Origin of the sequence: Pseudoalteromonas sp. S1650 (genome assembly GCF_005887195.1) — a bacterium.
GTDB classification, from domain to species: Bacteria; Pseudomonadota; Gammaproteobacteria; order Enterobacterales; family Alteromonadaceae; genus Pseudoalteromonas; species Pseudoalteromonas simplex.
This window is the reverse complement of the sequence record NZ_PNDF01000092.1, coordinates 1-26,979: the sequence shown is the minus strand read 5'-3', so window position 1 is coordinate 26,979 and position 26,979 is coordinate 1. Positions and strand designations below refer to the sequence as shown.

Below are 26,979 nucleotides of genomic sequence, written 5' to 3'. Positions count from 1 at the left end.
AACTCGCAACTCGCAACTCGCAACTTATTTCAATCTAATCGACGTTGCTTCAATCTCGATTAAACCTTGCTTAAACAAACCACCAATGGCTTTTTTGTAGTTTGCTTTACTGGTTGAGAAAGTCTTTTTAATTGCTTCAGGGTCTGACTTATCACCTAGATGCAGTGTGCCGCCCTCGGCTTTTAATTTAGCTAAGATTTTTTCGCCTAAGTCGTTCACTTTGCCCATGCCTGGCTTTTCAAGTAGTACGTCGATTTTGCCATCTTCACGTACTTTTTGAATAAAGCCTTTTAAGCGTTGGCCAACAAATAGCTTTTTAAATACCGTGTTGTAGTAAACAACGCCAATGTGGGCTTCGTTCACGAGTACCTTGTAGCCAAGGTCTGTTTTACCGGCAATGATTAAGTCAACTTCTTCCATAGTTGCGTAAGTTGGTTCATCTTTCGATAAAAACTTATTAAAGTTGCTCGATGCACAAATACGTTGGCTAGCGTTATCTAGGTATAAACGTACAAGATACGAAAAGCCGTCTTTCATTTTTGGCTTTTGTTCGTTGTATGGCGCAAGTACGTCTTTTTCGAGACCCCAATCCAAAAACGCACCGGTGCTGTTGATGGCTTTAACACGTAGTAGGGCATATTCGCCCACTTCAGCTAAAGGTTTTTTAGTAGTGCCGGTTGGGTGACCTGCGTGATCTAAGTAAATAAATACTTGCACGCTGTCGCCAGCTTCTAGTTCGTAATCAATTTCTTTGCTAGGTAAGAATACTTCGCCTAAATCACGGCCATCTAAATAAGCACCTTCGTTAGACATTTCGTTAACGAAAAGGGTTTGTGTGGTTCCTAAAATACTCATTGTTATTCCTGTTCTGGCTTTTTCTTACGGCGCATTGGAGTAAAACCATCTACATCAATTGGTGCTTGAATAGGGGCTTTTGGCTTTTTAGGGGCTGCTTTGCGTTTTGGTTTAACAGGTTTTGCAGCCACTTTTTTCTCTGCTTTTTTCCAAACTGTGTTTGGTTTTTTCTCACGCAGACCTTTAAATTTACCAACAAGACCGTCTACAGTGAAAAAGCTTAATTCATCATTTAAAAATGCTTTAATTGCTTTGTAGCTTGGCCAATCTTTCGGGCCTACTAACGAAATAGCAGTTCCTTTAAAGCCTGCGCGACCAGTACGACCAATACGGTGCACATATTCTTCAGCATGTTTTGGTAGGTCAAAGTTAATTACGTGGGTCACGCTTAATAAATCAAGACCACGCGACGCAACATCGGTGGTGATTAAGATTTTAAAGTTTTCACGGCTGAAGGCATCCATGATTTCAAGGCGTTTGGCCTGTGTTAAGTCACCCGCAAGCGCTTGCGCTTTTAATCCTTTAGCGTTTAACAATTGGCTTAAACGCTGAGTGTCGGCACGTGTTGCGGTGAAAATAATGCATTGTCCGACATTGTCTTGTTTTACAAAGTGCTCAAGTAGGGCTTCTTTGTGATCTAGATGATCAGCTAAATAAAGCTGCTGGGTAATGTCACTATGTTGCTCGTTAGAAGCACTTAACAGAATTTGTTTTGGCGAACGTAAAAGGTTACGTGACAGGGCATCAACTTGCGCATGGTCAAGCGTTGCTGAAAACAATAACGTTTGGCGTAAACGGTGATCAGCAAGCTCGTTGATCATTTTAACTTGATCGGTAAAACCTAAATCTAAAATACGGTCCGCTTCATCAAAAATTAGCAGCTCTAAGCCTGAAAGCTGTAATGAGCGTTGACTCAAATGGTCAGCTAAACGCCCTGGTGTACCTACTACAAAATGTGGGTCTTTGCGCAGTGCTTTAATTTGGTCATTAAAGTTTTCACCACCCAGTACTTTTACAGCACTAATGTTTGTACCGGCGATTAATAGCCTTAATTGGCTGTACACTTGGGTTGCTAATTCACGGGTAGGCGCAACGATTAAAACGCGAGGGTCGCGTTTACTGAGTGCTTTTTGTTTCATTACACGCTGTACAGCAGGTAATAAAAACGCCAGCGTTTTGCCCGATCCTGTTTTTGACTGTGCAAAAATATCATGGCCTGCGATAGCTGTTGGTACCGCGTGAGCTTGAATGTCAGTGGGCTGGGTGATGCCTTGATGCGCAAGTTGTTTTTCGAGGCGTGTATCAATCCCAAGTTCAGTAAAATGCAATGCGTAATCTCCGATGAGCAAAATTTGTAAATCCTGTTCATTATAACGCACTTGCCTCACTTGGAGACAGTAAAAACACAGCTATTTCGCATCAGTTTTTGCAATTATCACTAATTCGCGTAAAATACGCGCCCTCAATGCGCCGGATTTGCGATTCGGTTAACGCCCCACATGGGCATTTAAAGCAAAAGGTAAAACCATGACTGCTGTTCATAAAGACAATGTAACTAGCGAGCACTTTGTTGTTTGCGCACTTTACAAATTTGTAGCCCTTCCTGATTTTGAAGCGATCCGCCAACCATTACTTAAAGTAATGGAAGACAATGAAGTACGCGGTACTTTGTTACTTGCGGCTGAAGGTATCAACGGTACTGTTTCAGCTAAACGTGAAGGTATCGATAACCTACTTGCATGGTTAGATGCACAACCAAACCTAGACAACATTGTGTCTAAAGAGTCATACGATGACGAATGCCCGTTCTACCGTACTAAGGTAAAACTGAAAAAAGAAATCGTAACTATGGGTGTTGAAGGTATCGATCCACGTGAAGTAGTGGGTACATATGTAAAACCAGCTGATTGGAATGCGTTAATTTCAGACCCTGAAGTGATTCTTATCGATACGCGTAACGATTACGAAATCGAGATCGGTACTTTCCAAAATGCGGTTGATCCAAACACTAAAACATTCCGTGAATTCCCAGCATGGGCGAAAGAAAACCTAGACCCAGAAAAGCACAAGAAAGTTGCTATGTTCTGTACCGGTGGTATTCGCTGTGAAAAATCAACTGCGTACATGAAAGAGCAAGGCTTTGACGAAGTATTCCACCTTGAAGGCGGTATTCTTAAGTACTTAGAAGAAGTACCAAAAGAAGAAACTATGTGGGAAGGTGAGTGTTTTGTATTTGATAACCGTGTTGCGGTAAATCATGACTTACAAAAAGGTTCTTACGACCAATGTCACGCATGTCGTATGCCTATCACTGAAGAAGAAAAGCAAAAGCCTGAATACATGGAAGGTGTATCGTGTCATCACTGTCATGACAGCCTAACAGAAGAGCAACGCGCACGTTTTGCTGAGCGTCAAAAGCAAATCGAGTTAGCACAAGCGCGTGGTGAAGGTCACATCGGTAACGAAGCGCAAGAAGTTCTTCGTAAGCGTAAAGAAGCCAAAAAAGCGCAAAAAGAAGCGCAGCGCCAACAGTAATTGTTAGCTTTATGAATTGATAGAAACCCCAGCATAATCTGGGGTTTTTTTATGCCTAGTCAAAAAGAACAAATAAGTTATGGATCTGATTGTCTGTAGGTAACCATTGCAAGCGAAGCACACTTAAAAGAAGTTGATTCATCACATTGTCGTTTCTAATTAGAAAACACAGGCGATGTATGGGTTTATTTCACCTTGGCTAATTGTTTATTAAACGAAGTCAGCTTTTTATTGATCACAAAGCTGTTACACTTCGTAACAATTAAAACGATTCTTATTTAGGTGAAATTTTGACAATTGGCAAATTACATACATGGACTTTAATTGCCTGTATTAGTTGTGTTTCCGTCGCTGAGGCGGCTAATGTAGTTGTAGAATCAGTGTCTGTTGAAAAGTCTAAACAACAGATAAAAGCAGTGGGTAATGCAGAAGCGATTCACTCAGTCACTCTTTACCCAGCCGTTGGGGACAGAGTCACTGCTGTTTACTTTAAACCAGGCGATAACGTTTCCAAAGGTGACTTACTATTAGAGCTTGATTCACGTAGACAAAAAGCTGCGTTGATCGAAGCCGAAATTACTTTAAAAGATGCTGAGCGCACCATGAAAAGGCTTGAAGAAAGCCACGCCCGTGGTGCGGTGCCACAAAGTGATTTAGACGATGCGAAAACACTTTATGAGCTTGCAAAAGTCCAGTTAATGCAAGCGAAAACAGAGCGTGAAGACCGCGAAGTTCGTGCTCCTTTTAGTGGTGTTATGGGTTTAACTGACGTCGAAGTAGGCGACAGGATCACAACCCAAACAGCCATTGCCACTATCGATGATATTTCTGAGCTTTATATCAATTTTAACGCCCCAGAGGCCGCTATCTCAGTGCTTAAACAAAAATCTTCGGTCGAAGTGGTGCCTTGGTTAGGCGATAAAGCTTACACGGCTAAGGTGGCTGAGCTTGATTCGCGTATCAATGCGCAAACCCGCACACTCAGAACAAAAGCCAAACTTGATAATAATGGCCAGCAATTTATGCCGGGTATGAGCTTTCGTGTGCATATAAATATTCTAGGTGAAGAGCTTGCCGTAGTACCCGAAGCTGCAATGATGTGGGGGGCAGCAGGTCCTTACGTATGGAAGAGCGTCGATAAAAAAGCAACTCGCGTTGATGTAAAAATTGAGCAGCGTTTAGCAGGGCGTTTACTAGTCTCTGGAGGCTTAAACGAAGGTGACTTATTGGTGACAGAAGGAGTCCAGCGCCTAAGACCTAATCAAGAGCTTAATTTCATCAATGAAGTGCAGCTAGCCAAGGAGTAATGATGAAACAGCAACCTATGATGGAAGACTTACCATCAATGGCGATACGTCGCCCTGTTTTAATTGTGGTACTTAACTTACTCATTATTATTGCCGGTATTGCTGCAATAGCAGGGGTTGAAGTACGTGAGCTTCCTGATGTTGATAGACCACGTATAACTGTATCAGCGTCTTTCCCTGGTGGTTCACCGGAGACCGTAGATACCGAAGTAACCAGTAAGCTCGAAGGAGCAGTTGCTAGGGTAAGTGGTGTAAAGTCGATTCGTGCGCAAAGTGAAGAAAACAATGCTCGTATCGTGGTTGAGTTTCGCCCCGGTGTTAATCTAGATGATGCTGCAAACGAAACACGCGAATCGGTAGCCCGTGTGCAGCGAGAGTTACCCGAAGAAGTTGAACGGGTATCAATTATTAAAGCCGATAACGACGCCGAAGCGGTTGTATCGTTAACGGTATCAAGTGATAGCTTATCTCTTGAGGCGTTGACAGAGCGTGTTGATGTTGACTTAGCCCCGCAGTTTTTAACCATTCCTGGTGTTGCCGATGTTCGCTTAAATGGCGACCGCGAACGGGTGCTTAGAGTGCGTATCGACCCACTTAAGCTAAGCAGCTTTAACCTTACAGTACCAGATATTGCCAATGTACTTCGCCAAGCTCCCTTTGATGTGCCTGCGGGTAGTTTAAAATCAAGCGACCAACAGGTAATCGTTCGTGCTGATGCAACGTCAATCTCTGCTGAACAAGTAGCTGATATCATCGTTCGAGATGATACCCGTATTGGCGATGTTGCGGCTGTTTACTTTGGCCCTGCCGATCCGCGTTCGTTCGTAAGGCTGAATGGCACACCTGTGATTGGCATGGAAATTATTCGTCAGGCGCAATCTAATACCATTGAAATTTCTGATGAAGTGCTAACTTTAATCGAGCGCATGCGAGTACGTTTTCCTGAAATGGAATTTACTTTAACCTCTGACGATGCGCAGTTTATCAGAAGCTCAGTTGATGAAGTTATTAACTCCTTGTTACTTACCGTGCTGTTAGTGGTGATCACACTGTGGGTATTTATTGGTTCATGGCGCGCAACGCTGGTTCCTGCATTTGCGATACCTGTAGCATTAATTGGCTCTTTAGCACTTATTTGGGCGCTTGGTTTCTCAATAAATATTCTTACTTTACTTGCACTCGTGTTAGCTACTGGCCTAATAGTAGATGATGCCATTGTGGTAAGTGAAAACATCCAACGTCAGCGGGGCTTAGGTCTTGGTCGTCGTGCAGCTGCAGTGGTTGGTACTCGTGAAGTATTCTTTGCTGTTGTGGCAACAACCGCCGTATTAGCTGCGGTGTTTGTGCCTATTGCCTTTTTACCATCAACAGCTGGGCGACTATTTAGAGAGTTTGGTGGTGTATTAGCCGGCGCTGTTATCATTTCAAGTTTTGTAGCGCTGTCTTTGGTACCTGCACTGACATCAAAACTGAAATTAAAGCAGGGCGGTTTTCATCCATTTGCAAAAGTTGGCCATGTTTTAGCTGCTGTTTATAAGCGCACAATACACGGTGTACTTGAGCATGCATGGATTACCTTCTTTGCATGTTTGTTGGTTGCTGCAGGCTCTGGGGCACTGTATTTCAATTTAGATAACGAGTTATTACCAACAGAAGATCGCGGTAAAATTCGTATTTTTGCCCGTGGTCCAGATGGTGTTGGCCTGAACTTTATGGACAGGCAAGCGGTGCAAATGGAAGATATCTTACTGCCGTATGTTGAAAGTGGTGATATTGAGTCTATTTACACTGTGGTTGGGCAGTGGGACCCAAATATTGTATTTATTACTGTGCCGCTTAAACATTGGGACGAACGTCATTTTAGTCAGCAAGAAATTATCAATAAAATACGTGAACCTTTAGGTAATATTCCTGGTGCGGCTGGTTACCCAGGTGGTTCAAATAGTTTGAACTTGCGTGGTCAAGGCGGTGGAATTGAGCTTGCCTTATTGGGACAAGACTACCTCGAGATATTTAAAGCCGCGCAAGATTTTTCTGCTGAAATTGAAAAAGCAGTGCCGGAAGTGGCTCCTGTACGTATTTCATATCAGCCCTCACAACCACAATTACGGGTAAATATTGATAGACGTCGTGCTGAAGAGCTGGGCGTATCGCTCAGTGATATCTCAGTAACGTTACGTGCTGCAATCAATGGTGATGATATTGCCGATTTAAACATTGGTGACCAATCAATCCCGATTATGCTGCAAGCACAAAACCAAACCATCACAAACCCGAGCGATTTAGCTAACTTGTATGTTGGTGGCCGCAATGGTCAGTTAGTGCCATTAAGTAGTGTGGCAACGATTACTGAAGAAGGTGTTGCAGCAGAGCTTGAGCGCCACGCGCAGCGCCGTGCTATTGAACTGAGCATGGAAATGCCTGAGGGCGTAACTATTGCTGAGCTGGTTACAAAAATCCGTGATATTTCAGAGCAATCTCTGCCTGCTGGCATCAGCTTAGCGTTTAAAGGTGAGGCATTAACCTTTGAAGAAACCGCCAATGAAGTATTAGTGACCTATGTTCTGGCTTTTTTAATTGTTCTTCTGGTATTGGCAGCGCAATTTGAAAGTGTGAATAGTGCGATTGTTGTGATGATCACTGTACCGTTTGGTATTACATCAGCAATTTTAGCGTTATATCTAACAGGTACATCATTAAACATTTACTCGCAAATTGGTTTAGTGATGCTGATTGGTCTAATTGCTAAAAATGCCATCTTGCTGGTGGAATTTGCTGACCAATTACGTGACCAAGGCCGCTCGGTTAGAGTGGCGGTAGAAGAGGCCGCATTAGTTCGTCTTCGCCCAATAGCGATGACACTGGTTTCAACTTTATTGGGTGCATTACCTCTTATTTTATCTACCGGCGCAGGGGCTGAAGCTCGTAACGCCATTGGTTGGGTAGTATTTGGCGGTTTAGCACTGGCGGTGTTATTTACTCTCTATTTAACGCCAGTTATTTACCTTGGTTTAGCTCGCTTTACTAAACCAAGAGGTGATGAGTCGAAACTTCTGGCTGAAGAGTTAGAAAAGGCTTAATCCTACTTAATTGGCTATTTTTTCTTTGAAAAAATAGCCAATTACCCTCACAATTAAATCAAATGTTTAAAACTAGGTACGCGTATGCAAGCCGAACACGTCGATATCGCCCAATTTCTTTCTGATCACGCTCCCTTTGATGATCTTCCTGAAGAGGCGGTAAATAAACTCGCATCACAAGTAGAAATCGCTTATTTTCGCGCAGGCACTGAAATACTAAATTATGGCGAGGATATCGCTGATTTATTTGTTATTCGAACAGGTGCTGTAGAGATATATCGTCGTGATGGTGATTTATACAACCGTTTAACTATCGGTGGCATTTTTGGGCAAATGGGCCTCCTGATGAACCGCAAAGTACGCTTTCCGGCAAAGGCACTCGAAGACACCTTAGTTTATTGCATTAATGTTGAGTTGTTTAATCAATACTGCGACGAATACGAAACATTTGCTGACTTTTTTGAAGCCGATGGTAATGTGCGCCTTCATCAGGCAATTGTTGAACAGGCAGACAGCAACGATTTAACAACCGCCAAGGTCAAGTCGCTTCTTCATCGTGATGTTGTCACTGTGGCAAAAGATGCCTCTGTGCAAATGGTTGCGCAATTAATGACGCAAGAGTCGGTATCGTCTGTGCTGGTTACTGATGCCGATAAACCAATCAGTGATGATCCTGATGATGATGACGGCCAAGTTGTTGGCATTATTACTGACCGTGACTTACGCACCAGTGTAATTGCTGAAGGGTTAAGTTACGAAGCGCCAGCTGCGCAAATAATGCAAAAAGACTTAATACTACTCGATAGTAATGCGTATGTGTTTGAAGCTGTACTGGCCATGCTCAGAGATAACATTCACCACTTGCCTGTGGTTGTTAAGAAAAAGCCGATTGGCGTTATTTCGTTATCGGATATTTTACGCTACGAGTCGCAAAGTAGCTTATTGTTAGTGCGCGGCATATTAGCTCAGCAATCGGTTGAAGATTTAGCTCACTATGCAAGGCAATTACCTAATGTATTTGTTCGTATGGTTAACGAAGATGCTAACTCTCACATGATTGGTACCGCAATGGCTGTAATAGGGCGTACCTTCAAACAGCGTTTACTTGATTTAGCTGAAGAAAAGTTTGGCCCACCGCCGGTTCCTTATTGCTTCATCGCTTTAGGTTCAATGGCGCGTGATGAGCAATTAATTGTGACCGACCAAGATAACGCCATTATCCTTGATAATAGTTTTAACGAGGGATTACATGACGAGTATTTTCAGAATTTGGCTGATTTTGTTTGTGACGGTTTAGCTGAATGTGGCTATAAGTACTGTGAAGGTGAAATTATGGCGTCATTTAAAAAGTGGCGCTTAACACGCGAGCAGTGGAAAGAGCAATTTGCAGGTTGGATGGCCGAACCTAAACCGCAGGCTTTATTACATAGTTCGATTTTTTTTGATTTAGACGGTGTTTACGGTAAAAACAAATGGGCCGATGAACTCAAACGCTTTATCGCAACAGAAGGGCGCAAGAATAAGCGTTTCTTGGCAAACCTTGCTGCGAATGCGCGTAACAGAACGCCGCCTTTAGGTTTCTTTAAAGACTTTGTGTTAGAGCATAATGGCCAACACAAGCGTTCTATGAACTTAAAACGCCGCGGTACAGCGCCTTTATCTGATGTAATACGCGTGCATGCATTAGCGATAGGCAGTCGTAAACAAAATTCATTCGAGCGTTTAGAAGATATTATCGAAGCTAAACTACTTCCTGAAGGCAAAGCACAAGATTTACGAGACGCCCTAGAGTACATTGCCATGATCAGAATAAGACACCAAGCGTGGCAAATAGAAAAGCTTGATGAAGCGCCAGATAATGACTTAGAGCCTCATTTACTTTCTCCTTTTGAGCAGCGCAATCTTAAAGAGGCGTTTGCCATTTTAGATAAAGCGCAGAATTTCCTAAAATTCAGATACTCTGCTAACTCAGGGATGAAGTAATGGCAAAACAAGGGGCAAAACTTGATTGGCCGACTCGGTATCAACAGTTATTAACACAGAGCAAACAGCCACTAATCAAAGCGTTTTATGAATCAGCTATTTGTGATTTAAGCACACCAATTAGTGATATTCCCTTAGTAGCACTTGATTTTGAAACAACCGGTCTAAATTATCAAAATGACGATATAGTCAGTGTTGGTTTAATTCCATTTAATACCAAGCGAATTTTTTGTAAAGATAGCCAACATTGGATTGTTCAACCAAGGCGCAAGCTTGCTGAAGAGTCGATTGTTATTCATGGTATAACTCACTCAGAAGTGAGCGATGCACCTGACTTTTCAACGATTATGGCGCCTCTGTTAGCAGCATTAAAAGGCAAAGTGATTGTGGTGCATTTTGCTCCCATTGAACGGCACTTTTTATATCAAGCGTTGCAAGCCCGTTTAGGCGAAGGGCTTGAATTTGCCGTTATAGACACGCTAGATCTGGAAACGCGCGCACTTAAAGCAAAGCAGGGGTTACTAGGGCGATTATTTAATTCTAAGCTTGATTCTGTGCGCTTAGCAGACTCTCGCATTCGTTATTCGTTACCAGCGTATCAAAACCACAATGCGCTTAATGATGCCACAGCCACTGCAGAGTTGCTACAAGCGCAAATAGCTTACCATTACCGCCCAGATACGCCGCTGAGCGAATTACTCATATAGCGTGCTAAGCACCGACTTTATGTGGGGTCTTTGAATTTGAGCAAAGCTTATCAATAAAAAAACGCCGCAAAATGCGGCGTTTTATATTATTTAAAGTTTAGTGCTTAGCTTCTTGGCTCTGTTCTCAAACCAAGAATTAAACTCACGCACATTAATAACAATACAAAGGTAAACGGCAAGCCCGTAGATACGGCGCCGGCTTGTAAGGCCTCGATTGCTTGTGTGCCACCAATCCAAACAAGTGCAGCTGCAATCGCACCCTCGATTGTAGCCCAGAAAATACGTTGTGGCACTGGCGCGTCAACTTTACCACCAGCGGTGATTGAGTCGATTACTAATGACCCTGAGTCAGATGACGTAATAAAGAACACGAGTACTAGCACAATTGCAATGAATGAAAGCACTTGCGACATTGGCAGGGCTTCAAACATTTGGAACATAGCTAGTGGTACATCAGTTAAGCCTTTTTCACCAAGTACACCTACTTTATCAATCACTTGTTCAATAGCGATACCACCATAAATTGACATCCAGAAGATAGTCACAACAGTAGGTACTAGTAATACAGCAATTAAGAACTCACGGATTGTGCGGCCTTCAGATACGCGTGCAATGAACATACCTACGAACGGTGACCATGAAATCCACCAAGCCCAGTAGAATACAGTCCAGCCATGCATCCATGTTTCATCTTCACGACCATGAGGATTACTCAGTGGAATAATGTTTTCAACATAACCCATTACTGTATTAGAAAGGTTGCCAAATGCTGCAGAAAACCCAACAAGTGCAACAAATATGAGTAATACAAAAGCGATAAGCATGTTTACGTTACTAAGCAGTTTTACACCGCCGTCGATACCGCGAACAACAGAAATAACAGCTAGTAACGTCACACCAATAATAACGCCTATTTCTAAGCCAATTCCGCTATCAGTACCAAATACGTGATTAATACCAGCAGCGGCTTGTTGTGCGCCTAAACCAAGAGATGTTGCAAGGCCAAATAGAGTGGCAAGTACAGCTAGAATATCAATAAGGTGGCCAGGCCAGCCCCACGCTTTGTCACCTAAAATTGGGTAAAAAATTGAACGAATAGATAACGGCAAACCTTTGTTATAGCAAAAGAATGCGAGTGAAAGCGAAACAACAGCGTAAATTGCCCAAGGGTGTAAACCCCAGTGGAACATAGTTGCACCCATTGCCAGTTTAGCGGCTTCCGGCGTGTTTGCTTCAACACCAAGTGGTGTTTCGTACCAACCTGTAAAGTAGGCGACAGGTTCTGCGACGCCCCAGAACATTAAGCCTATACCCATACCTGCAGCAAATAACATTGCAAGCCAAGAAATACGCGAATGAGTTGGACGTGCTTCTTTACCACCAAGGCGGATATTACCGTATGGTGAAACAATTAACGCTAAGCAAAACAATACGAATAAGTTTGCTGACCACATAAAAAAGCCATCAAAGTTATTAATAATGTCGTTTTTAATTCCATTTAAGGTTGTTTTTGCTGTTTCAGCATCTGAAATAAGTGTTGCCACTAAGAATAGGGCAATTAATCCAGCACTAATGCCAAATACAGGGTTGTGCACATCAAAACCCCATTTTTGTACATTGTCCTGTCCGACAGTGTAGTCGGTATTGTCGATACTGTACTTGTCATGATGTTCGCTCATGAATACCTCTTGTTGTGATTATATTTAGCAGAGAGCTAAACGGCCGGTTGGCACAAGCTTGGCTATTACTATTTTTACGTATCAAACCCAAAAATAGTTTGTAGACTAATTAAATTTGTACCAAAGTTTAGTCTTTAGTGTAGGAGCTCGAAAAAAAATGTAAATGGTTTTGTCCCTAAACAGCCGAATAAATGCAGTTTTTTACGCTTTTTGTAGGAATTGTGAACAAATTAGGCAGCGAAAGGAATAATGTGATGACAGTATTATTTCAAAGCAAATTATTTCAATTGAGAGGAAAGTGCTGCTAACACAGGGCTTGCAGCACAAAGTTACTACTTTTTGTAAGCGTCGTTATGAACGCCAGCAGCACGACCTGAAGGGTCAGCATTGTTTTGGAATGATGCATCCCAAGCGAGTGCTTCAGGAGTAGAACAAGCAACAGATTTGCCATGCGGAACACATTTCGCAGCTGCATCACCAGGGAAGTGCTCTTCAAAAATACTTCGATAGAAATACGCTTCTTTAGAATCAGGCGTATTGATCGGGTATTTGTATTTTGCATTAGCAAGGTCTTGATCGCTAACTTGTTCGTTCACATACTCTTTTAACGTATCAATCCAGTTATAGCCTACACCATCAGAGAACTGCTCTTTTTGGCGCCAAAGCACGTCGTCTGGCAGGTAGCCGTCGAACGCTTCACGAATAATGTGCTTTTCGATTTTACCGTCTTTACACATTTTCGCTTCTGGGTTGATACGCATTGCTACGTCTACAAATTCTTTATCTAAGAATGGCACTCGCGCTTCAACGCCCCATGCTGCCATTGATTTATTCGCACGCAAGCAATCGAACATATGTAGTTTAGAGACTTTACGGTTAAGCTCTTCATGGAACTCTTGCGCATTTGGTGCTTTGTGGAAATAAAGGTAACCACCAAATAGCTCATCAGCTCCTTCGCCCGACAACACCATTTTAATACCCATGGCTTTAATTTGGCGCGCCATTAAGTACATCGGCGTTGAGGCACGAATAGTTGTTACGTCGTAGGTCTCGATGTGATAAATCACTTCACGTAGGGCATCAATACCTTCTTGAATAGTAAAGTGAATAGGGTGGTGAACCGTACCAATCATATCAGCTACTTTTTGCGCAGCTGCTAAATCGGGTGAACCTTCAAGACCCACAGAGAATGAATGCAGTTTTGGCCACCATGCATCAGACTCGTCATTATCTTCGATACGTTTTGCAGCAAAACGCTGTGTGATAGCAGAGATAACAGATGAATCTAAACCGCCTGATAATAGAACACCGTAAGGTACATCACACATTAATTGACGTTTAACAGCTGCCTCTAGGCCTTCTTTAACATCGCTTGATTTAGCTTCGTTGTCTTTAACTGCGTCATAGCTTTGCCAATCTCGGCTGTAATACTTACGAAGTTGACCATCTTTGCTCCACAAGAAATGACCCGGAGGGAATTCTTCAATATGTTTACAAATTGGCGATAATGCTTTTAATTCTGAGGCAACATAAAAGTTACCATGTTCATCATGACCTGTATAAAGCGGAATAATACCGATATGGTCACGACCAATTAAGTAGGCATCTTGCTCATCGTCGTATAAACAAAACGCGAAAATACCATTTAAATCGTCTAAAAACTCAGGGCCTTTTTGCTTATATAAAGCCAAAATAACTTCACAGTCAGACTGAGTTTGAAAAGTAAAATCAGTTTCTAAGCTAGCAGCTAGCTCTTTGTGGTTATAAATTTCACCGTTAACAGCAAGAATATTTGTACGCTCAGGGTTGTACAAAGGCTGTGCACCACTCGATACGCCAACAATCGCTAGACGTTCGTGCACTAAAATAGCTTTATCTGATGAATACACGCCAGACCAATCTGGCCCGCGGTGCCTTAATAGTTTTGACATCTCAATTGCTTGGCTACGCAATTGAGCGGGATCAGATTTAATATCTAATACCCCAAAAATTGAACACATAGTGACTCCTCATTCCAAATATGTGCGCAGTTAACAGAATTTATATAACTGCGAATGTTTGTTTTAACAGAAATAATTACCTAAGTCACACAGGTTTTTTAATTAATTGAGAATAAAATATGCACCTGCGCTAACCTCTTTGCACCAGTATGGGGTAAGTGGTTAAAGGGTGAGCGGTTTAAATGCTTGATTTGTTCAAATTGGATGATAATGAGTCTGGAATAAAGGCTTTTGTTAGTAAATAATCTGCACCGCTTTGGTGCAAAGGAATGTATAGGGTTTTTACCTTTTTAAATGTATAGACAAGCTTTAAAGCAATGCGAGCAAAGACTTTCTTTGCTCGCTTTTTAAACACCAATAAATTAACGCTATTTATTAATATAGTTCAGTGCTATCGCAAGTTGATTTAAGTGCGCAGTGAGTTTTTCTTGTGCTGCATGGGCTTCTTTAAGTGTAACAAACTTAAAGTGAAGGAAATCACCGGGTTTTAATTGTGCAAAGTGACGAAGATCGGCTTCGATCACGGTACCGAGCAATGGGTAACCACCCGTTGTTTGCGCATCGTTTAATAGCACTATGGGTTCACCATTTGGCGGAAGCTGAATACAGCCAGGAGCGACAGCCATAGAGGGTAATGAAACATCATGGCTGATATCACACTCATCACTTAATAGCCGTGTGCCCATGCGGTTACTATTAGGCGATACATGCCAAGAATGATTTATAAAGTTAACGATGGTGTCTTTTGGTAACAGTGCTGCATGTGGTGCAGCATGAATACGAATTTGTGTACTTTTAGGTGGTAGCATAGCGCCTAAGCCAATTTTGGTATTGTATCTTGGCGTTATATCAAAACTATCGCCAGCCTGTAGTGCTTGACCGGTCAAGCCACCAAAACCTGCTAATATATCTGTTGAGTAAGAATCTAAAATTGGCTCAGGTAAATGCCACTCGCCGCCAATCGCAAGGTAACTTCTAAAACCATGACGCGCCGCATTAAACTTTAATACATCGCCTTTTTTTATGTAAAAGCTCCAGCCTGGTTCAACAGCATTGCCATTCACTGTGGCTTTCATATCTGTGCCGTGCAGTGCAATGTAGTAATCGTTATCGAACTTAATTTCGGCAAGACCCAAAGTGATTTCAATAACGGGGTTGTTGTCGTCGTTGCCGACTAAACGGTTTGTAATAACTTGAGCATAAGGGTCAATGCACCCTGATTGTCCAATGCCTAAATGGCGAGAGCCTGTGCGGCCTTGATCTTGTATAGACATTTGCATGCCAGGTTTGATGATGGTGATCATTTTAACACCTCCTGAATAACAAACTCTAAAGTATCACCGGGTTCGATAGCACAAGGCGAGGCTGCATTGATATCAAATAGACGAAAATCTGTATGACCAATAATTTGCCAGCCTCCAGGGGAGCTTTCAGGGTAAATACCGGTTTGATTGCTGCCAATAGCAACAGAACCTTTTGGAACAGAGAGCCTTGGTTCAGCATGTCGAGGTGTGAAAAGTTGTGGATTTAAACCATCTAAATAAGCAAAACCGGGTTTAAAGCCTAAAAAAAGCACGTGGTATTTGGCACTGCTGTGCATTTGAGCAACATCATCAACAGACAGATTATGATGTTTAGCAACATGTGCTATATCAGGCCCATATTCACCACCATAACGAGTCGCAAGTTTATGATGACGTGAGTTAAAGTCAGTAGCTTTAAGTTCGTGCCATTGTTCAAGTAATCGTGGCAGCCAACCAGCAAGTTGAGCGGGCTCTTTCAGGTAAAGTGTTAAATTATTATTGGCAGGGACTACATCAACAAAGTCATCACTGCTTTGGCAATATTGTGCTAATGCCCATATTTTCTTTTGCGTAGTGAGTATGTCGCTTGCTGTTTCATAGGCATCAAAAAAGATGCTATGCGTAGTGAGCGCCATAATTTTAGGTGTACTTTTGGTCGTCGTCATTGCGTATCAATCTTATTATTATCCCTTAATGCTTATTAGCATATAGGCTGTTTGTTGATGATGTAAATGTGTCTTTAGTGTTAATTAGAAAAACTCAAGACAATCAAGTGGCTATAATAGTTTATAACCACTTGATAAAGTGCAATGTCTAATTACTGTGCGTTATTTAGTAACCAATTAGACAGTAAACGTACGCCATAGCCTGTACCGCCTTCAGCTAGTTCATATTTTGCTTTAGAGTTTAGCGCGTTACCTGCAATATCAATGTGAACCCAACGTGTGTCACCGGCAAAGTTTTGTAAGAAACTCGCTGCTGTAGTAGCACCTGGGCCATGTGAACCGATGTTTTTAAGATCAGCAATGTCTGACTTTAATGCATCTTCATAACCTAGAGGTAAACGCCATAGGTTTTCATTTACTTGCTTACCCGCAATAGTTAGTTGCTCAACAAGAGTATCATCATCAGAGAAAACCGCCGCGTATTCATTACCTACAGCACGAATTTTAGACCCGGTTAGGGTCGCAACATCAACCATAATACTTGGTTTGTATTTGTCACGGGCATACCACATTGCATCACTCAGTACTAAGCGACCTTCAGCATCTGTATTAACAATTTCAACACTTAAACCTTCGGCTGTTCTTACAACATCGCCAGGCGCAACAGCAAATTGCGATACCATATTGGCAGCCATGCCCATTACAGCAACAACGTTTGTGTCGGCTTTAGCAAGTGCCATTGCTTTAACAGTACCCAGTACTGCAGCTGCCCCTGCCATGTCTGATTTCATGCGGGCAATTGACGCGCCTGTTTTAAGGCTGTAGCCACCTGAATCAAAGGTAATACCTTTACCTACTAACGCGATAGGGGTGTTTTTATTACCTTGATAATGAGCAACCACTAAACGTGCACCTTCTTCGCTACCACGACCAACTGCTTCAAGTGCACCCATGCCTAGCTTTTTAATTTGCTTAGGCTCTAAAACAGTAATTTTAACACCTAACTTTTTAAGCTCTTTTGCCGCTTTAGCAAAATCAACCGGCGTCATTTCTGTTGCAACTTCAGAGGTTAAGTCACGTGCTAAAAATACACCTTGTTCGATGCTTTGTAGTAGTTTATGGGTTTTGACCGCTTGGTCTAAATTATCAACATCTAATGTGTAGTTAACAACGTGGCTGTCTTGTTCTTTTTTGTATTGCTCAAAACGGTGGTCACGTAAATTTGCGCCATGTGCAAATTCTGCTGCATATTTAGCATTGATTGCGCTGTCTTTAAGCTCTGAAAAATCAAGACTAACATTTGCTTGTTTAGCCGACTGCAATTTAGCGTGAACGTTACCACCTAGTTTTGCCATTTTTGCTGCATCTAGTTTTGGCTGCTCTCCTAAGCCAACAAGTAAGATACGTTGATGGTCGCTACCGTTTGGTGCGATAACTTCTAACGTTTTGCCATAACCTGCTTTAAAGTCGCTAAATTCAATGACTTTATTTAGGTGAGTTTGGGTTTCTGGCTTTAAATAATTAAAATTAGCAACTTGACTATCTGTATCTAAAAATAAAACTAGTGTGTTGTCGTTCGGTTTAATTGATTTTGCAAAAGTGAACTCTGCGGCATTCACTTGCGTAGCAAGTGTTAATCCTAATGCAATAGCAGATAAGCTGTGTGCAATTTTCATTTTTTAATATCCCAATGTTAAAAAGCTGTGTTTTACCGTAAATAAGGTTAAGAGTTAAATTGTTAGCGGTGAATCGCTGTTTGCATGCGTTTAAGTTGAAATTATTAATACCTATGCGCGGTCTGTCTTAAATACAGGCTTTTAAGAGGAAATTAGTATGACAATTAAGTCGATGTTACTGACACTATTCACTTGCAGTGCCATTTTTACCACCAGCCCAATTAAAGCTGAAACAATGCCAGATAACGCAACAGGGCATATTGAAACCATTGTGCTAGGTTCAGGTTGTTTTTGGGGAGCAGAAAAACGTTACGAAGCACTTGATGGCGTGTTGGATGCGGTATCTGGCTATGCCGATGGGCATGGTTTTAAAGCGACCTACAAGAACATAACACGTAGCTCGCGACGCTTTGATAAAAACAATTATGCAGAAGTTGTTAAAGTGACATACAACAGCAACGAGTTAACAACACAATCACTGTTAATGCATTATTTTGAAAATCATGATCCAACCCAGCTAAATCGCCAAGGTAATGATATTGGCACTCAATACCGCTCAACAATTTTGGTAAGTAATAATGAGCAACTCGAGGTTGCTAATACACTTAAAGATGAATACCAAAGTAAATTAACCGCAGCAGGCTACGGCAAGATTGTGACTGTGATAAAACCGCTTGATGTATTTTATGCTGCAGAGGATTATCACCAAGATTATTTAAAGAAAAACCCCAATGGCTATTGCCCTGATCATTCAACGGGCGTTGTATTCACACCAGTAGAAAAACAGCAGGTTGATAACACAGCCTTATTGGCAGGTAAGCAAATTGTAGTGATAGATGCTAAAGGTTATTGCCCATACTGTGAAAAGTTTAAAAAAGAGGTCGCTAATGAGTACATGGGGACAATTCCTATGACTTTCCGACATGCTGATCAACTTGATGGTTTAACGATTAAAACGCCGACTTGGGCAACACCCACGTTATTATTTATAGAAAATGGCGAAGAGGTTTATGGTCGCCAAGGCTATGTCAGTAAAGGTGAGTTTTACAAAGCCTTAGGCGCATTTAAACTAGGTGACAGTGAAGCCTTTAGAGTTGCATTTCATGCCAGAACTGACAGCCCATTTTGTAAGCAGTACGATATCTTTAAAAACACACCTGATGGAATTTTCATTGATAAGCTAAGTGGTGCGCCGCTTTTTGATACCCGAGATAGATTTAACTCAGGCACAGGCTGGCTTTCATTTACTCATCCAGTTAAAGACAGTGTGACTATGCATGAAGACAACAGTTATGGCATGCAACGTATTGAGCTTAAATCAAAAAGCTCGGGTATTCATTTAGGGCATTTGTTCCCTGGTGAAGGGCCAAGAGGTAAAAACAGGTACTGCATTAATGCAACAGTGCTTGATTTTGTGCCAAGAGATGAAACTTAATAAGTTAGAACTTATTTATAGCCAGCTTTCAGAGCTGGCTTTTATATTAAAAGCTACCTCATACAATTCTTTATTAACATAAAGTTTACATTTCAATTAATAACAATAAAATATTATTTTAAATATAGATTTCAATCATACCTTCTTATTTTTATAAGCTATTGACTAGTTAATTTAAACCATAAATTACCAGTTATATGAAAAGTCTGATCGTACCTTATATAAAAACAGTTTAGAATGCGGTATGAATACAATAGTTCATTTCATGGAGGGTAAATGAATAAACAGCAATTAAATGATATTTCGTTACAAAAAATTTGGATTGGTGAGCTTAAGGATATTGATTTTTTAGTTTACGGACACGAATTCACAGTATTTAACGATGTAGAGCACTTTTTTTCCGCTTTTGAAGCTCAATCTCATTTTCCACTTATTGTTTTTGCTGACAACATTGTAAACCAAGGCGAAGCGCTCAAGAAAATCCGTAAGCACGAACTGTTATGGCAAAGCTGTATTTTGGTAAATACGCCTTGTTATTTATCAGAAGCTCTTGCAAATGGTCTTTTTAATAAACAAAGTGATGATTTTTATAACTCCGTAATAACGCGCGCAACTAGTTTAAATCTAAGTCTTAATTTAGTCGACTCAGCTTTAACTAAGCTTTTGTCTTTTATGTGGATTTATAAAGATAATAGCTTGTTACCTGTTCATGATTTAAGCATTAATAGTGTTTATTATTATCCGCTTTTAGAGTGTTTCGGGGTTAACACTAAAGATGCGATGTCATGGTTGTCGAGTATCCATAGAAGAAAACTCTTACAGACAGATAAGTTAATCGACCGTGTTCGCTACTGTAGACACTGCCAATCAGGGCACTTAAATTATGTTGATTCATGCCCAAGTTGTCAAAGTATTGATATTGCCAGTGTATCTAGTTTGCACTGTTTTAACTGTGGTCATGTAAATGGCGAATCTAAATTTAAAGAGGGTATCGGGCTAAGCTGCCCTAATTGCCATACAAAATTGAGACACATTGGCGTTGACTATGATCGCCCAATAGAAAACCAGAAATGTAACCAATGCCATACTAGCTTTGTAGATGCTGACGTTATTGCTAAATGCTTCCACTGTCAGACCAGTAATCAAGTTGATGAGTTAATAGTACAGAACATTCATAGTTACAACATATCAATGGAAGGTAAAAGTTTAATTAGACTTGGTGAGCGTTTTGACAATTTTAATTTAACCAGCACTGACTCTATTAACTATTCACATTTCGAATGGGTGGTTAAGTGGCAAAACCAACTTGCCGTAAGGCACCAGCAAACACACTCAATAGTTAAGATAGAGTTAAAAAACCTCGCGCAATTTATTGCAGAAAATGGTGAAGCACGTGCTATTCAATTAATAGACGAATTTGAGAGCAGAATTAACGAGAGTATCAGGACCACGGATATTTGCTGTTTAGCAGGAGAGCATACATTACTTTTAATGTTACCTAATACAACAATTGAACATTTATCCTTTGTTTATCAAAAATTAAAAGGGATTTCTTTACTCAATAAAAATAGCGATTTCTCACTTTCGATTAAAGGCATTCCACTTCCATCAAAAGAAATGCCAGATGAAATAGGTGTTTGGCTTGAGCAACAATTTGCAGCTCAGCAGGAGAGTGTTTTATGAGTACGCTCAGCACTTTAATACATATTACTGAACAAATTATGTTTTATGTACAAAGTAATGTATTAGTTCTAGTAAAATTTATTCCTTTATACCTTATCTATGAGTTGCCGCTATTTTTAATAATCACGTTTGGCATAATTAAATGGACTAAAGAAAAGACACGTATAAACAATACTAAATTATTTTATTTACCAAAAGTTAGCTGTGTTATTACTTGTTATGCAGAAGGGGATGCAGTTAAAGAAACCATTCAGTCACTCGTTGAACAAACTTACCCAGGTAAAATTGAAATTATTGCTGTAATAGATGGTGCTGTTCAAAATAACCACACTTACCATGTAGCTAAAGAATGTAAGCAGTTATTTAAACGCAAAAATCGTGAGATTGTTTTATTACCAAAATGGCAGCGGGGAGGGCGAGTTTCAACTTTAAACGCAGGCTTATCCTATGCTAAAGGTGAAATTATCGTCAATGTTGATGCGGATACTTCATTTGACAATGATATGATGGCAAATTTAGTCAGGTTATTTGAAGACCCTAATGTACCTGCTGTGGGAGGTGCTTTAAGAGTTCGTAATGTGAATAAAACTTTATGGACTAGAATGCAAGCAATCGAATACTTAATATCGATGCAGGGTGGTAAAACTGGCTTAGCTCAATGTAATTTAATTAACAACATTTCAGGTGCATTTGGTGCATTTAGACGTGATTTCTTAAAACAAATAGGAGGTTGGGATACTCATACTGCAGAAGATTTAGATCTAACAGTTCGTATCAAACAGTATTTTAAACGCTACCCTAATTTAAAAATACCTTACGCGACTGCGTCGATTGCACATACAGACGCACCTCAATCATTTAAAGAGCTTGTCTTGCAAAGATTACGTTGGGACGGGGACTTGCTGTTTTTATATTTGCGTAAACATTGGCCAGCTTTTTCACCTAAGCTTTTAGGCTGGAAGAATTTTTTGTTTACACTTTTTTATGGTTACTTGCAAAACGTTATGTTGCCATTTGTCATTTTTGTGTATTTTGTTGGGGTTGCTATTATTTATCCTTGGCAATTCTCACTAGCATTAATATTCGTCATTTATGCCTTATACCTTCTAACTATCGGCTATTTTTATTTGTTAGTTTTAGTTAGTGTTTCAGAAAGGCCTAAGCAAGATTTTACACTATTCCTCTGGTTACCTCTCTATCCCATCTATGCATTTATAATGCGCCTAGTATGTTGCTTTGCGCTGGTTAATGAAGTATTCCGGCGGTCGCATGAAGAGTCTAGTATGGCACCTTGGTGGGTGCTTAAACGTGGTCAAAAATTTTAGATTAAGGGAATAATATGAAATTGCATTTTAATAGCACTGCAAAGGTCAACAATCCGAATGAAGAAAAAGGAATTAAAGTTCCATATGCTGGAGCAAAAAGAACATCACATAAATTACGCTGGTATTTTTTAATTCTGATTGCATTGAGCCCTATTTGTATTGTCGCATGGATTTATTTAGTGCCACAACTTAAGGTTGAAGCTGTTGGTATCATTACGACTGAACCGCTTCTGATTAAAGCTCCAAGTAAAGGAACTATTGAATTTGTTGACGTTAACCTTGGTGATTCTGTGATGAAAGATGAAATATTGCTCACATTATATAACCCTGAATTGACAGGGCAGTATCAAGAAGTTGACCGACAAATATTAAATCTAACTCAACAACAGATACCATTTAGCAAAACAATTATGACGCAGCTAGAACAAAGAAAGCGAGTCGCAAAAGAAGGCGTTGAAAGGCAGCAAGAATTACTTAATACGTATAAAGATTATAAAAGCCGCGGAATAGTCCCCGTTTCTGATTTAGCAAGCGCAATAGCTGCTTTTAACAGTGCTCAATTAAGTTACGAACAGACAAAAGTTGATATCTTGCGTGAGAAAGAGCGGCAAGAAATGGAACGCTTGTATGGATTAAAGGGGCAACGCTATCAAGATCTTTCAATTGAATTTGCAAAGTTGTCTGCACTGCAACAAAACCTTGTTGTTAAAACTCCGTTTTCGGGAAATATTAACGATATCTTTGTGCAAGATGGTCAGTTTGTAGATCAAAACTCACCATTATTTTCAGTAGATACCGGCAGAGAACTAAGAGTTCATGCTTATCTTGCACCAAAATTTTTGGAGTATTCAAAAATAGGTCAAAAAGCGACTGTAAAACTTCCAAATGGTAAAAAATTTGATGCTGTAATTAATGAATATACAGAGCTTACAAGTAAGATACCCCCGCAGCTTTCGGGTCCATTCGAAGGCGAAAAAGCCGCTTTAAAACTTATTTTGCAAGTAGATATTCCAGCAGAATACCACATAGAAGGATTACCTGTAGAAATTCAATTTGATCGCATCACAATGAAGGGGATGTCAGATTTATTTGCCAAACATTAAATAAAAAAAGCCCGGTCAGAACACACAAGAACCGGGCTTTCGACAACAATTTGGTTGGGGGAACTTTTACAGCGCTAGGTTTTGTTTTGCGCGACTTAAGTTGTGATTAACAAGTTCATTTTTAGAAATTTGCACCGCTTCATAAAAGTCAGAAAGTGCAGCAGTATCTTTTTCAGACATGATGCGGGCAACACCACGGTTACTAAGTGCAAACGAAGTTAATTCGCGGCGTTTGTAACCAGGTACCTTACTTGTACTTAGAAGAGAAATTGCTTGTGTACACAGGCTTTCCGCTTCTGAAAAATTCTTTTCTTTAACGCTTAATGCACAGCGGTTGAAGGCAGTTTCGTATTGGCTAGTTGCATTATCGTTCGTTTGAGCTTGCTCAATAACCATCAGTTTATAATCAGCTTGTTTGGCTACTGCCATCGCTGAGCAAGTTAATAAAGAGCTAAGTGCAATAGTGGTTACAAGTGTTTTTAACATGATAGTTTTCCTCTGAATAAGTTGGTGTTTCTTGCCAACGAGTGAACTTTAAAATATTCCCATAAGCTAAACAAACGATTAAATTAAAACTGATAGATGAAGAAATTTAATCTATAGAGTAATTACTCAGGATTCGAAATTTTACTGTGATGTAGAGGAGGTTAAGTTGTTTTATTCCTGTATTGAAGTAACAAATTAGCTGAGTTGAGTGCTGATAAATTTAATGCTGTCTCTTATATAGAAATGTTATTTGGGTCCGTAAATTGTGGTTTAAAATATATTTAGGTCAAAGGGGCACAGTCTTAATGTTTGGACAGTAGCAATTGGTTAGTAACTTTGTTAAAACTAAACATCTTAAATAACAAGAGTTTATTGTGGTACGCAGACTAGCAATAAATTCATAATTATCATGATAAACCGTAAGAAGGAATACTGGTGCAAGGATATAGAATTAGCACAAATAAAACTGATCTCGATTTTGAAGTAATTTACGGTTTTATTTCAAAAAGCTACTGGGCGTCCGGAATACCAAAGCAGACGCTAGAAACTGCCATTTCAAACTCTTTTTGTTTTGGAGTCTATGACAGCTATGATTCTCAAGTAGGTTTTGCCCGCCTTATAACAGATAAAGCAACATTTGTTTATCTTTCCGATGTATTCATAGTAGAAAGCCATCGAGGTAAAGGTTTGAGCAAGTGGCTTGTTGAGAGCATAGTATCTCACCCCGAGCTTCAAGGTTTGAGACGTATGGTATTGGCAACAAAAGATGCGCATGGTTTGTACGCGCAATATGGTTTTCAACCAATTGAAAATCCAGAGATGTTTATGCAAATTTGGAATCCAAATGTTTATCATGAGCTAGAGAAATAACGACAATTTAAAGGTTACATGGAATCAAATACTTTCAGTTCGTGGTGAACTTGCGTTTGATTGCAGTGTTATCTTATACAGGCATTAGCAAATTTAAGGACAGAATTATGAAAACAGGACTCTCATCAATCGGGTTTTTAATTATATCAAATGTAAGCTTTGCTGACTGTAAAGTTGAGCTTGAAGAAAGGTTAAAAGACGATTTGAGCCTAACATACCAACAATTTGATCAGACGTACGATGCCGGTTTTAGATTGTTAGAAAAATCAGGTTGCCATGCTGAAGCTGCCATTCTGATAAAACGTTATATCTCTCATAATAATTCAAATGAAAGCTCATTAACTTGGCATTTAGCTCAAATGGAAGGGTTAGCGGGTGACTATCAACAAGCGGTTTTTCACGCTAAAAAAGTATTGCATCCCAATGAAAAGCTAAGTGGTTCAAAAATGTATTGGAATGACTTTGTACTAGGAAACATCGCTTTTTGGAATAAAGACAAAGCAAAACTAAAACAACACATAGCAAATATTGAAAAGGGGCAAAGCTTTAAACCTAACCAGATAAATCTGAACTACTTGAATCAGTTACTCAAACATTTTGATTTAAGTTACAAACAGGCATTGTCTGAGTAACCAACCACTTAGACATGAATTATCGAATCTTCAACATATTCGACTTTAACCTAACAAATAATTCTGACTATAATTATGCAAATATTCTCTAAATTTCTTCTACTCTCTATCTTCATATTTGGTGTGCTTTCATTTAATGCGCTTGCTAACAAGCAGTCAGCTGATTTTGAAGTCATTAATCTCGCTGATGATTTTTATACTTTATATCAGTCAAGCAAGACGTTGACTGCAGAAAATAGAGCCGAGCAGTTTTCTCAACATTTCACCTCTCAATTTGCGCCTTTTTATAGTGATAAAAGCTTTGTTAAAGCTATTGAGGGTTTCAGTGGAATAGAAGAAGTATATTTTTCAAAAAATAGACGTTTATCTAAAGAGTTAAACAGCAGTATGGAATCATTTATTGCTACTTTCCCTGATTTCAAATCTGAAATCCCCATTTACATACTTCACTCATTAGGAAGGTTCAATGGGGCAACGCGAGAGTTAAATGGTAAGACTTACTTAATGTTTGGTGTAGACCTTATGGCCAAGTATCATACCTGGAAAAACGATACGCCATTCTTTCATCACGAGTTATTTCACGTTTATCATGAAAAATTATTTCAATGTAAGGATGAGCTATGGTGCTCTATTTGGACTGAGGGATTAGCTACTTACGTTTCACATAAATTAACTCCGTCAGCCAGTGATGATGAATTGATGCTAAACATACCTAGCAATTTGGTGAAAAAGATTCGAGCAAGGCACCTCGATTCTTTCGTTGACCTTAAGAAAAAGTTTTACTCAAAAAAAACTGAAATATATTCTTCATTTTTCAACTTCGCAAAGGACGAGACAAAGCTGCCATACCGAAGAGGTTATTACCTAGGTTATATTTTAGCGAAAGAAATTGGCAAGAATTACAGCTTAGAGCAATTGGCTAAAATGGATAAAAAGACAGTAGAGAGCCTATTGCTAAAAGAACTTGATTTATTGATAAAAGCGGAAGACTAAAAAACGAAACACCTAAACGACAAAACCCAGCCGAAGCTGGGTTTTGTGACAACACAATTTTGTGAAAACTTATAATGCTAAGTTCTTTTTCGCACGCGTTAAGTTGTGCTCGACTAGCTCGTTACCTGAAATTTGTACTGCTTCGTAAAAGTCAGACAATGCAGCAGTGTCGTTTTCAGACATGATTCGAGCTACACCGCGGTTGCTTAATGCAAATGAGGTTAATTCACGACGTTTATAAGCAGGTACCTTGCTCTTGCTTAGTAAGCTGATTGCTTTAGAGCAAAGTGTTTCAGCTTCTTTAAAATTCTTTGCTTGAACACTTAATGCGCATTGGTTAAATGCTAGTTCGTATTGGCGATTTGTTTCTACTGTTGCTTGTGTAGATTGATCAATAACCATTAATTTGTAGTCACTTTGATCAGCCACTGCCATAGCTGAACAAGTTAATAATGAGCTAACTGCAACGCGTTTCATAAGTGTACTAAACATAATCATTTCCTCTATTTGAGTCGGTATCAATCGCCGACAAATGAACTTTAATTGAACACTGCAAATTCAACAAACGATAAAAAATGACCTAATAGATGAAGAAATTTAACCTATAGACTTTAGTCTAATGTAATGAATTAGTTTTAAGCCGTCAGCCGTCAGCCGTCAG

The 26,979-nt window shown here is 40.0% G+C and carries 21 protein-coding genes; 12 read left to right on the top strand and 9 right to left on the bottom strand.

From position 1 onward, the window contains the following. Positions 1-24: 24 nt before the first annotated feature. Together CWB80_RS20420 and CWB80_RS20415 are read right to left on the bottom strand one after the other, a co-directional pair. Positions 25-855: a CvfB family protein gene (locus CWB80_RS20420; RefSeq protein WP_138601375.1), complete on the bottom strand. Its 831-nt coding sequence runs from the start codon at positions 853-855 to the stop codon at positions 25-27. Positions 856-857: 2 nt separating this feature from the next. Next, entirely contained in the window at positions 858-2,183 is a 1,326-nt protein-coding gene (locus CWB80_RS20415) for a DEAD/DEAH box helicase (RefSeq protein WP_138601378.1), read from the bottom strand. Between the two features lie 199 nt (positions 2,184-2,382). On the opposite strand from CWB80_RS20415, the gene trhO reads away from it, so the two are divergent. The 5 genes from trhO (at position 2,383) to CWB80_RS20390 (ending at position 10,467) form a co-directional block, all read left to right on the top strand. Further along, positions 2,383-3,390, top strand: a complete 1,008-nt coding sequence (trhO, locus tag CWB80_RS20410; RefSeq protein ID WP_138601372.1) for an oxygen-dependent tRNA uridine(34) hydroxylase TrhO — start codon at positions 2,383-2,385, stop codon at positions 3,388-3,390. Positions 3,391-3,680: 290 nt separating this feature from the next. After that, a complete protein-coding gene (locus tag CWB80_RS20405; protein WP_138601369.1) occupies positions 3,681-4,697 on the top strand; it encodes an efflux RND transporter periplasmic adaptor subunit in 1,017 nt (338 codons plus the stop codon). A gap of 2 nt (positions 4,698-4,699) precedes the next feature. Then, the gene (locus tag CWB80_RS20400) at positions 4,700-7,777 is read left to right on the top strand and encodes an efflux RND transporter permease subunit (RefSeq protein WP_138601366.1); all 3,078 of its coding nucleotides are present in this window, start codon (positions 4,700-4,702) and stop codon (positions 7,775-7,777) included. Positions 7,778-7,861: 84 nt separating this feature from the next. Beyond that, positions 7,862-9,760 (top strand): DUF294 nucleotidyltransferase-like domain-containing protein, encoded by a 1,899-nt coding sequence (locus CWB80_RS20395; RefSeq protein WP_138601364.1) that lies wholly within the window; start codon positions 7,862-7,864, stop codon positions 9,758-9,760. Then, the gene (locus tag CWB80_RS20390) at positions 9,760-10,467 is read left to right on the top strand and encodes a 3'-5' exonuclease (RefSeq protein WP_138601362.1); all 708 of its coding nucleotides are present in this window, start codon (positions 9,760-9,762) and stop codon (positions 10,465-10,467) included. Before CWB80_RS20395 ends, CWB80_RS20390 begins: the two co-directional genes overlap by 1 nt. 104 nt (positions 10,468-10,571) lie before the next feature. Here CWB80_RS20390 and CWB80_RS20385 read toward each other — a convergent pair whose 3' ends face one another. The 5 genes from CWB80_RS20385 to CWB80_RS20365 form a co-directional block, all read right to left on the bottom strand. Further along, entirely contained in the window at positions 10,572-12,146 is a 1,575-nt protein-coding gene (locus CWB80_RS20385; RefSeq protein WP_138601360.1) for a BCCT family transporter, read from the bottom strand. Between the two features lie 332 nt (positions 12,147-12,478). Next, entirely contained in the window at positions 12,479-14,146 is a 1,668-nt protein-coding gene (gene asnB / locus CWB80_RS20380) for an asparagine synthase B (RefSeq protein ID WP_138601358.1), read from the bottom strand. Between the two features lie 368 nt (positions 14,147-14,514). Further along, positions 14,515-15,450, bottom strand: a complete 936-nt coding sequence (locus CWB80_RS20375) for a 5-oxoprolinase subunit C family protein (protein ID WP_054553781.1) — start codon at positions 15,448-15,450, stop codon at positions 14,515-14,517. Then, complete coding sequence (pxpB, locus tag CWB80_RS20370) at positions 15,447-16,115, bottom strand: 5-oxoprolinase subunit PxpB (protein ID WP_138601355.1); 669 nt, start codon at positions 16,113-16,115, stop codon at positions 15,447-15,449. Before pxpB ends, CWB80_RS20375 begins: the two co-directional genes overlap by 4 nt. A 152-nt stretch (positions 16,116-16,267) precedes the next feature. Then, positions 16,268-17,791, bottom strand: coding sequence for a leucyl aminopeptidase (locus CWB80_RS20365; RefSeq protein WP_138601352.1), 1,524 nt, complete (start codon positions 17,789-17,791; stop codon positions 16,268-16,270). Between the two features lie 157 nt (positions 17,792-17,948). Between CWB80_RS20365 and msrA the strand changes: the two genes are divergently transcribed. The 4 genes from msrA (at position 17,949) to CWB80_RS20345 (ending at position 23,337) form a co-directional block, all read left to right on the top strand. Next, positions 17,949-19,226, top strand: coding sequence for a peptide-methionine (S)-S-oxide reductase MsrA (gene msrA / locus CWB80_RS20360; protein ID WP_138601349.1), 1,278 nt, complete (start codon positions 17,949-17,951; stop codon positions 19,224-19,226). A gap of 276 nt (positions 19,227-19,502) precedes the next feature. Then, positions 19,503-20,909 carry a TackOD1 domain-containing metal-binding protein gene (locus CWB80_RS20355; protein WP_138601346.1) on the top strand — a complete coding sequence of 469 codons (1,407 nt, stop codon included), beginning with the start codon at positions 19,503-19,505 and terminating at the stop codon, positions 20,907-20,909. After that, positions 20,906-22,234, top strand: coding sequence for a glycosyltransferase family 2 protein (locus CWB80_RS20350; protein WP_138601343.1), 1,329 nt, complete (start codon positions 20,906-20,908; stop codon positions 22,232-22,234). The genes CWB80_RS20355 and CWB80_RS20350 overlap by 4 nt, the downstream gene beginning before the upstream one ends. Before the next feature lie 14 nt (positions 22,235-22,248). After that, on the top strand, positions 22,249-23,337 hold the full coding sequence (locus tag CWB80_RS20345; protein ID WP_054553787.1) for an HlyD family secretion protein: 1,089 nt from the start codon (positions 22,249-22,251) through the stop codon (positions 23,335-23,337). Positions 23,338-23,403: 66 nt separating this feature from the next. On the opposite strand, the gene CWB80_RS20340 is transcribed toward CWB80_RS20345, so the two are convergent. Continuing rightward, complete coding sequence (locus CWB80_RS20340) at positions 23,404-23,823, bottom strand: tetratricopeptide repeat protein (protein ID WP_054553788.1); 420 nt, start codon at positions 23,821-23,823, stop codon at positions 23,404-23,406. Positions 23,824-24,258: 435 nt separating this feature from the next. Here CWB80_RS20340 and CWB80_RS20335 point away from each other — a divergent pair, with 435 nt between their 5' ends. From CWB80_RS20335 to CWB80_RS20325, 3 genes are all read left to right on the top strand, one after another. Continuing rightward, entirely contained in the window at positions 24,259-24,693 is a 435-nt protein-coding gene (locus tag CWB80_RS20335) for a GNAT family N-acetyltransferase (RefSeq protein ID WP_138601341.1), read from the top strand. 50 nt (positions 24,694-24,743) lie between these two features. Continuing rightward, entirely contained in the window at positions 24,744-25,325 is a 582-nt protein-coding gene (locus tag CWB80_RS20330; RefSeq protein WP_138601338.1) for a hypothetical protein, read from the top strand. Positions 25,326-25,400: 75 nt separating this feature from the next. Beyond that, positions 25,401-26,318 (top strand): DUF5700 domain-containing putative Zn-dependent protease, encoded by a 918-nt coding sequence (locus CWB80_RS20325; protein WP_138601335.1) that lies wholly within the window; start codon positions 25,401-25,403, stop codon positions 26,316-26,318. A gap of 69 nt (positions 26,319-26,387) precedes the next feature. Here the strand turns inward: CWB80_RS20325 and CWB80_RS20320 are convergent, their stop codons facing one another. Further along, positions 26,388-26,810, bottom strand: a complete 423-nt coding sequence (locus tag CWB80_RS20320) for a hypothetical protein (RefSeq protein ID WP_054553792.1) — start codon at positions 26,808-26,810, stop codon at positions 26,388-26,390. Positions 26,811-26,979 lie beyond the last annotated feature (169 nt).

What these genes read in the sequence shown, in the direction of transcription:
- CWB80_RS20420 (WP_138601375.1), bottom strand. Translation starts at nt 855, where the DNA reads ATGAGTATTTTAGGAACCACACAAACCCTTTTCGTTAACGAAATGTCT.
- trhO (WP_138601372.1), top strand. Translation starts at nt 2,383, where the DNA reads ATGACTGCTGTTCATAAAGACAATGTAACTAGCGAGCACTTTGTTGTT.
- CWB80_RS20400 (WP_138601366.1), top strand. Translation starts at nt 4,700, where the DNA reads ATGAAACAGCAACCTATGATGGAAGACTTACCATCAATGGCGATACGT.
- CWB80_RS20395 (WP_138601364.1), top strand. Translation starts at nt 7,862, where the DNA reads ATGCAAGCCGAACACGTCGATATCGCCCAATTTCTTTCTGATCACGCT.
- CWB80_RS20390 (WP_138601362.1), top strand. Translation starts at nt 9,760, where the DNA reads ATGGCAAAACAAGGGGCAAAACTTGATTGGCCGACTCGGTATCAACAG.
- CWB80_RS20385 (WP_138601360.1), bottom strand. Translation starts at nt 12,146, where the DNA reads ATGAGCGAACATCATGACAAGTACAGTATCGACAATACCGACTACACT.
- asnB (WP_138601358.1), bottom strand. Translation starts at nt 14,146, where the DNA reads ATGTGTTCAATTTTTGGGGTATTAGATATTAAATCTGATCCCGCTCAA.
- CWB80_RS20375 (WP_054553781.1), bottom strand. Translation starts at nt 15,450, where the DNA reads ATGATCACCATCATCAAACCTGGCATGCAAATGTCTATACAAGATCAA.
- pxpB (WP_138601355.1), bottom strand. Translation starts at nt 16,115, where the DNA reads ATGACGACGACCAAAAGTACACCTAAAATTATGGCGCTCACTACGCAT.
- CWB80_RS20365 (WP_138601352.1), bottom strand. Translation starts at nt 17,791, where the DNA reads ATGAAAATTGCACACAGCTTATCTGCTATTGCATTAGGATTAACACTT.
- msrA (WP_138601349.1), top strand. Translation starts at nt 17,949, where the DNA reads ATGACAATTAAGTCGATGTTACTGACACTATTCACTTGCAGTGCCATT.
- CWB80_RS20355 (WP_138601346.1), top strand. Translation starts at nt 19,503, where the DNA reads ATGAATAAACAGCAATTAAATGATATTTCGTTACAAAAAATTTGGATT.
- CWB80_RS20350 (WP_138601343.1), top strand. Translation starts at nt 20,906, where the DNA reads ATGAGTACGCTCAGCACTTTAATACATATTACTGAACAAATTATGTTT.
- CWB80_RS20345 (WP_054553787.1), top strand. Translation starts at nt 22,249, where the DNA reads ATGAAATTGCATTTTAATAGCACTGCAAAGGTCAACAATCCGAATGAA.
- CWB80_RS20340 (WP_054553788.1), bottom strand. Translation starts at nt 23,823, where the DNA reads ATGTTAAAAACACTTGTAACCACTATTGCACTTAGCTCTTTATTAACT.
- CWB80_RS20325 (WP_138601335.1), top strand. Translation starts at nt 25,401, where the DNA reads ATGCAAATATTCTCTAAATTTCTTCTACTCTCTATCTTCATATTTGGT.
- CWB80_RS20320 (WP_054553792.1), bottom strand. Translation starts at nt 26,810, where the DNA reads ATGTTTAGTACACTTATGAAACGCGTTGCAGTTAGCTCATTATTAACT.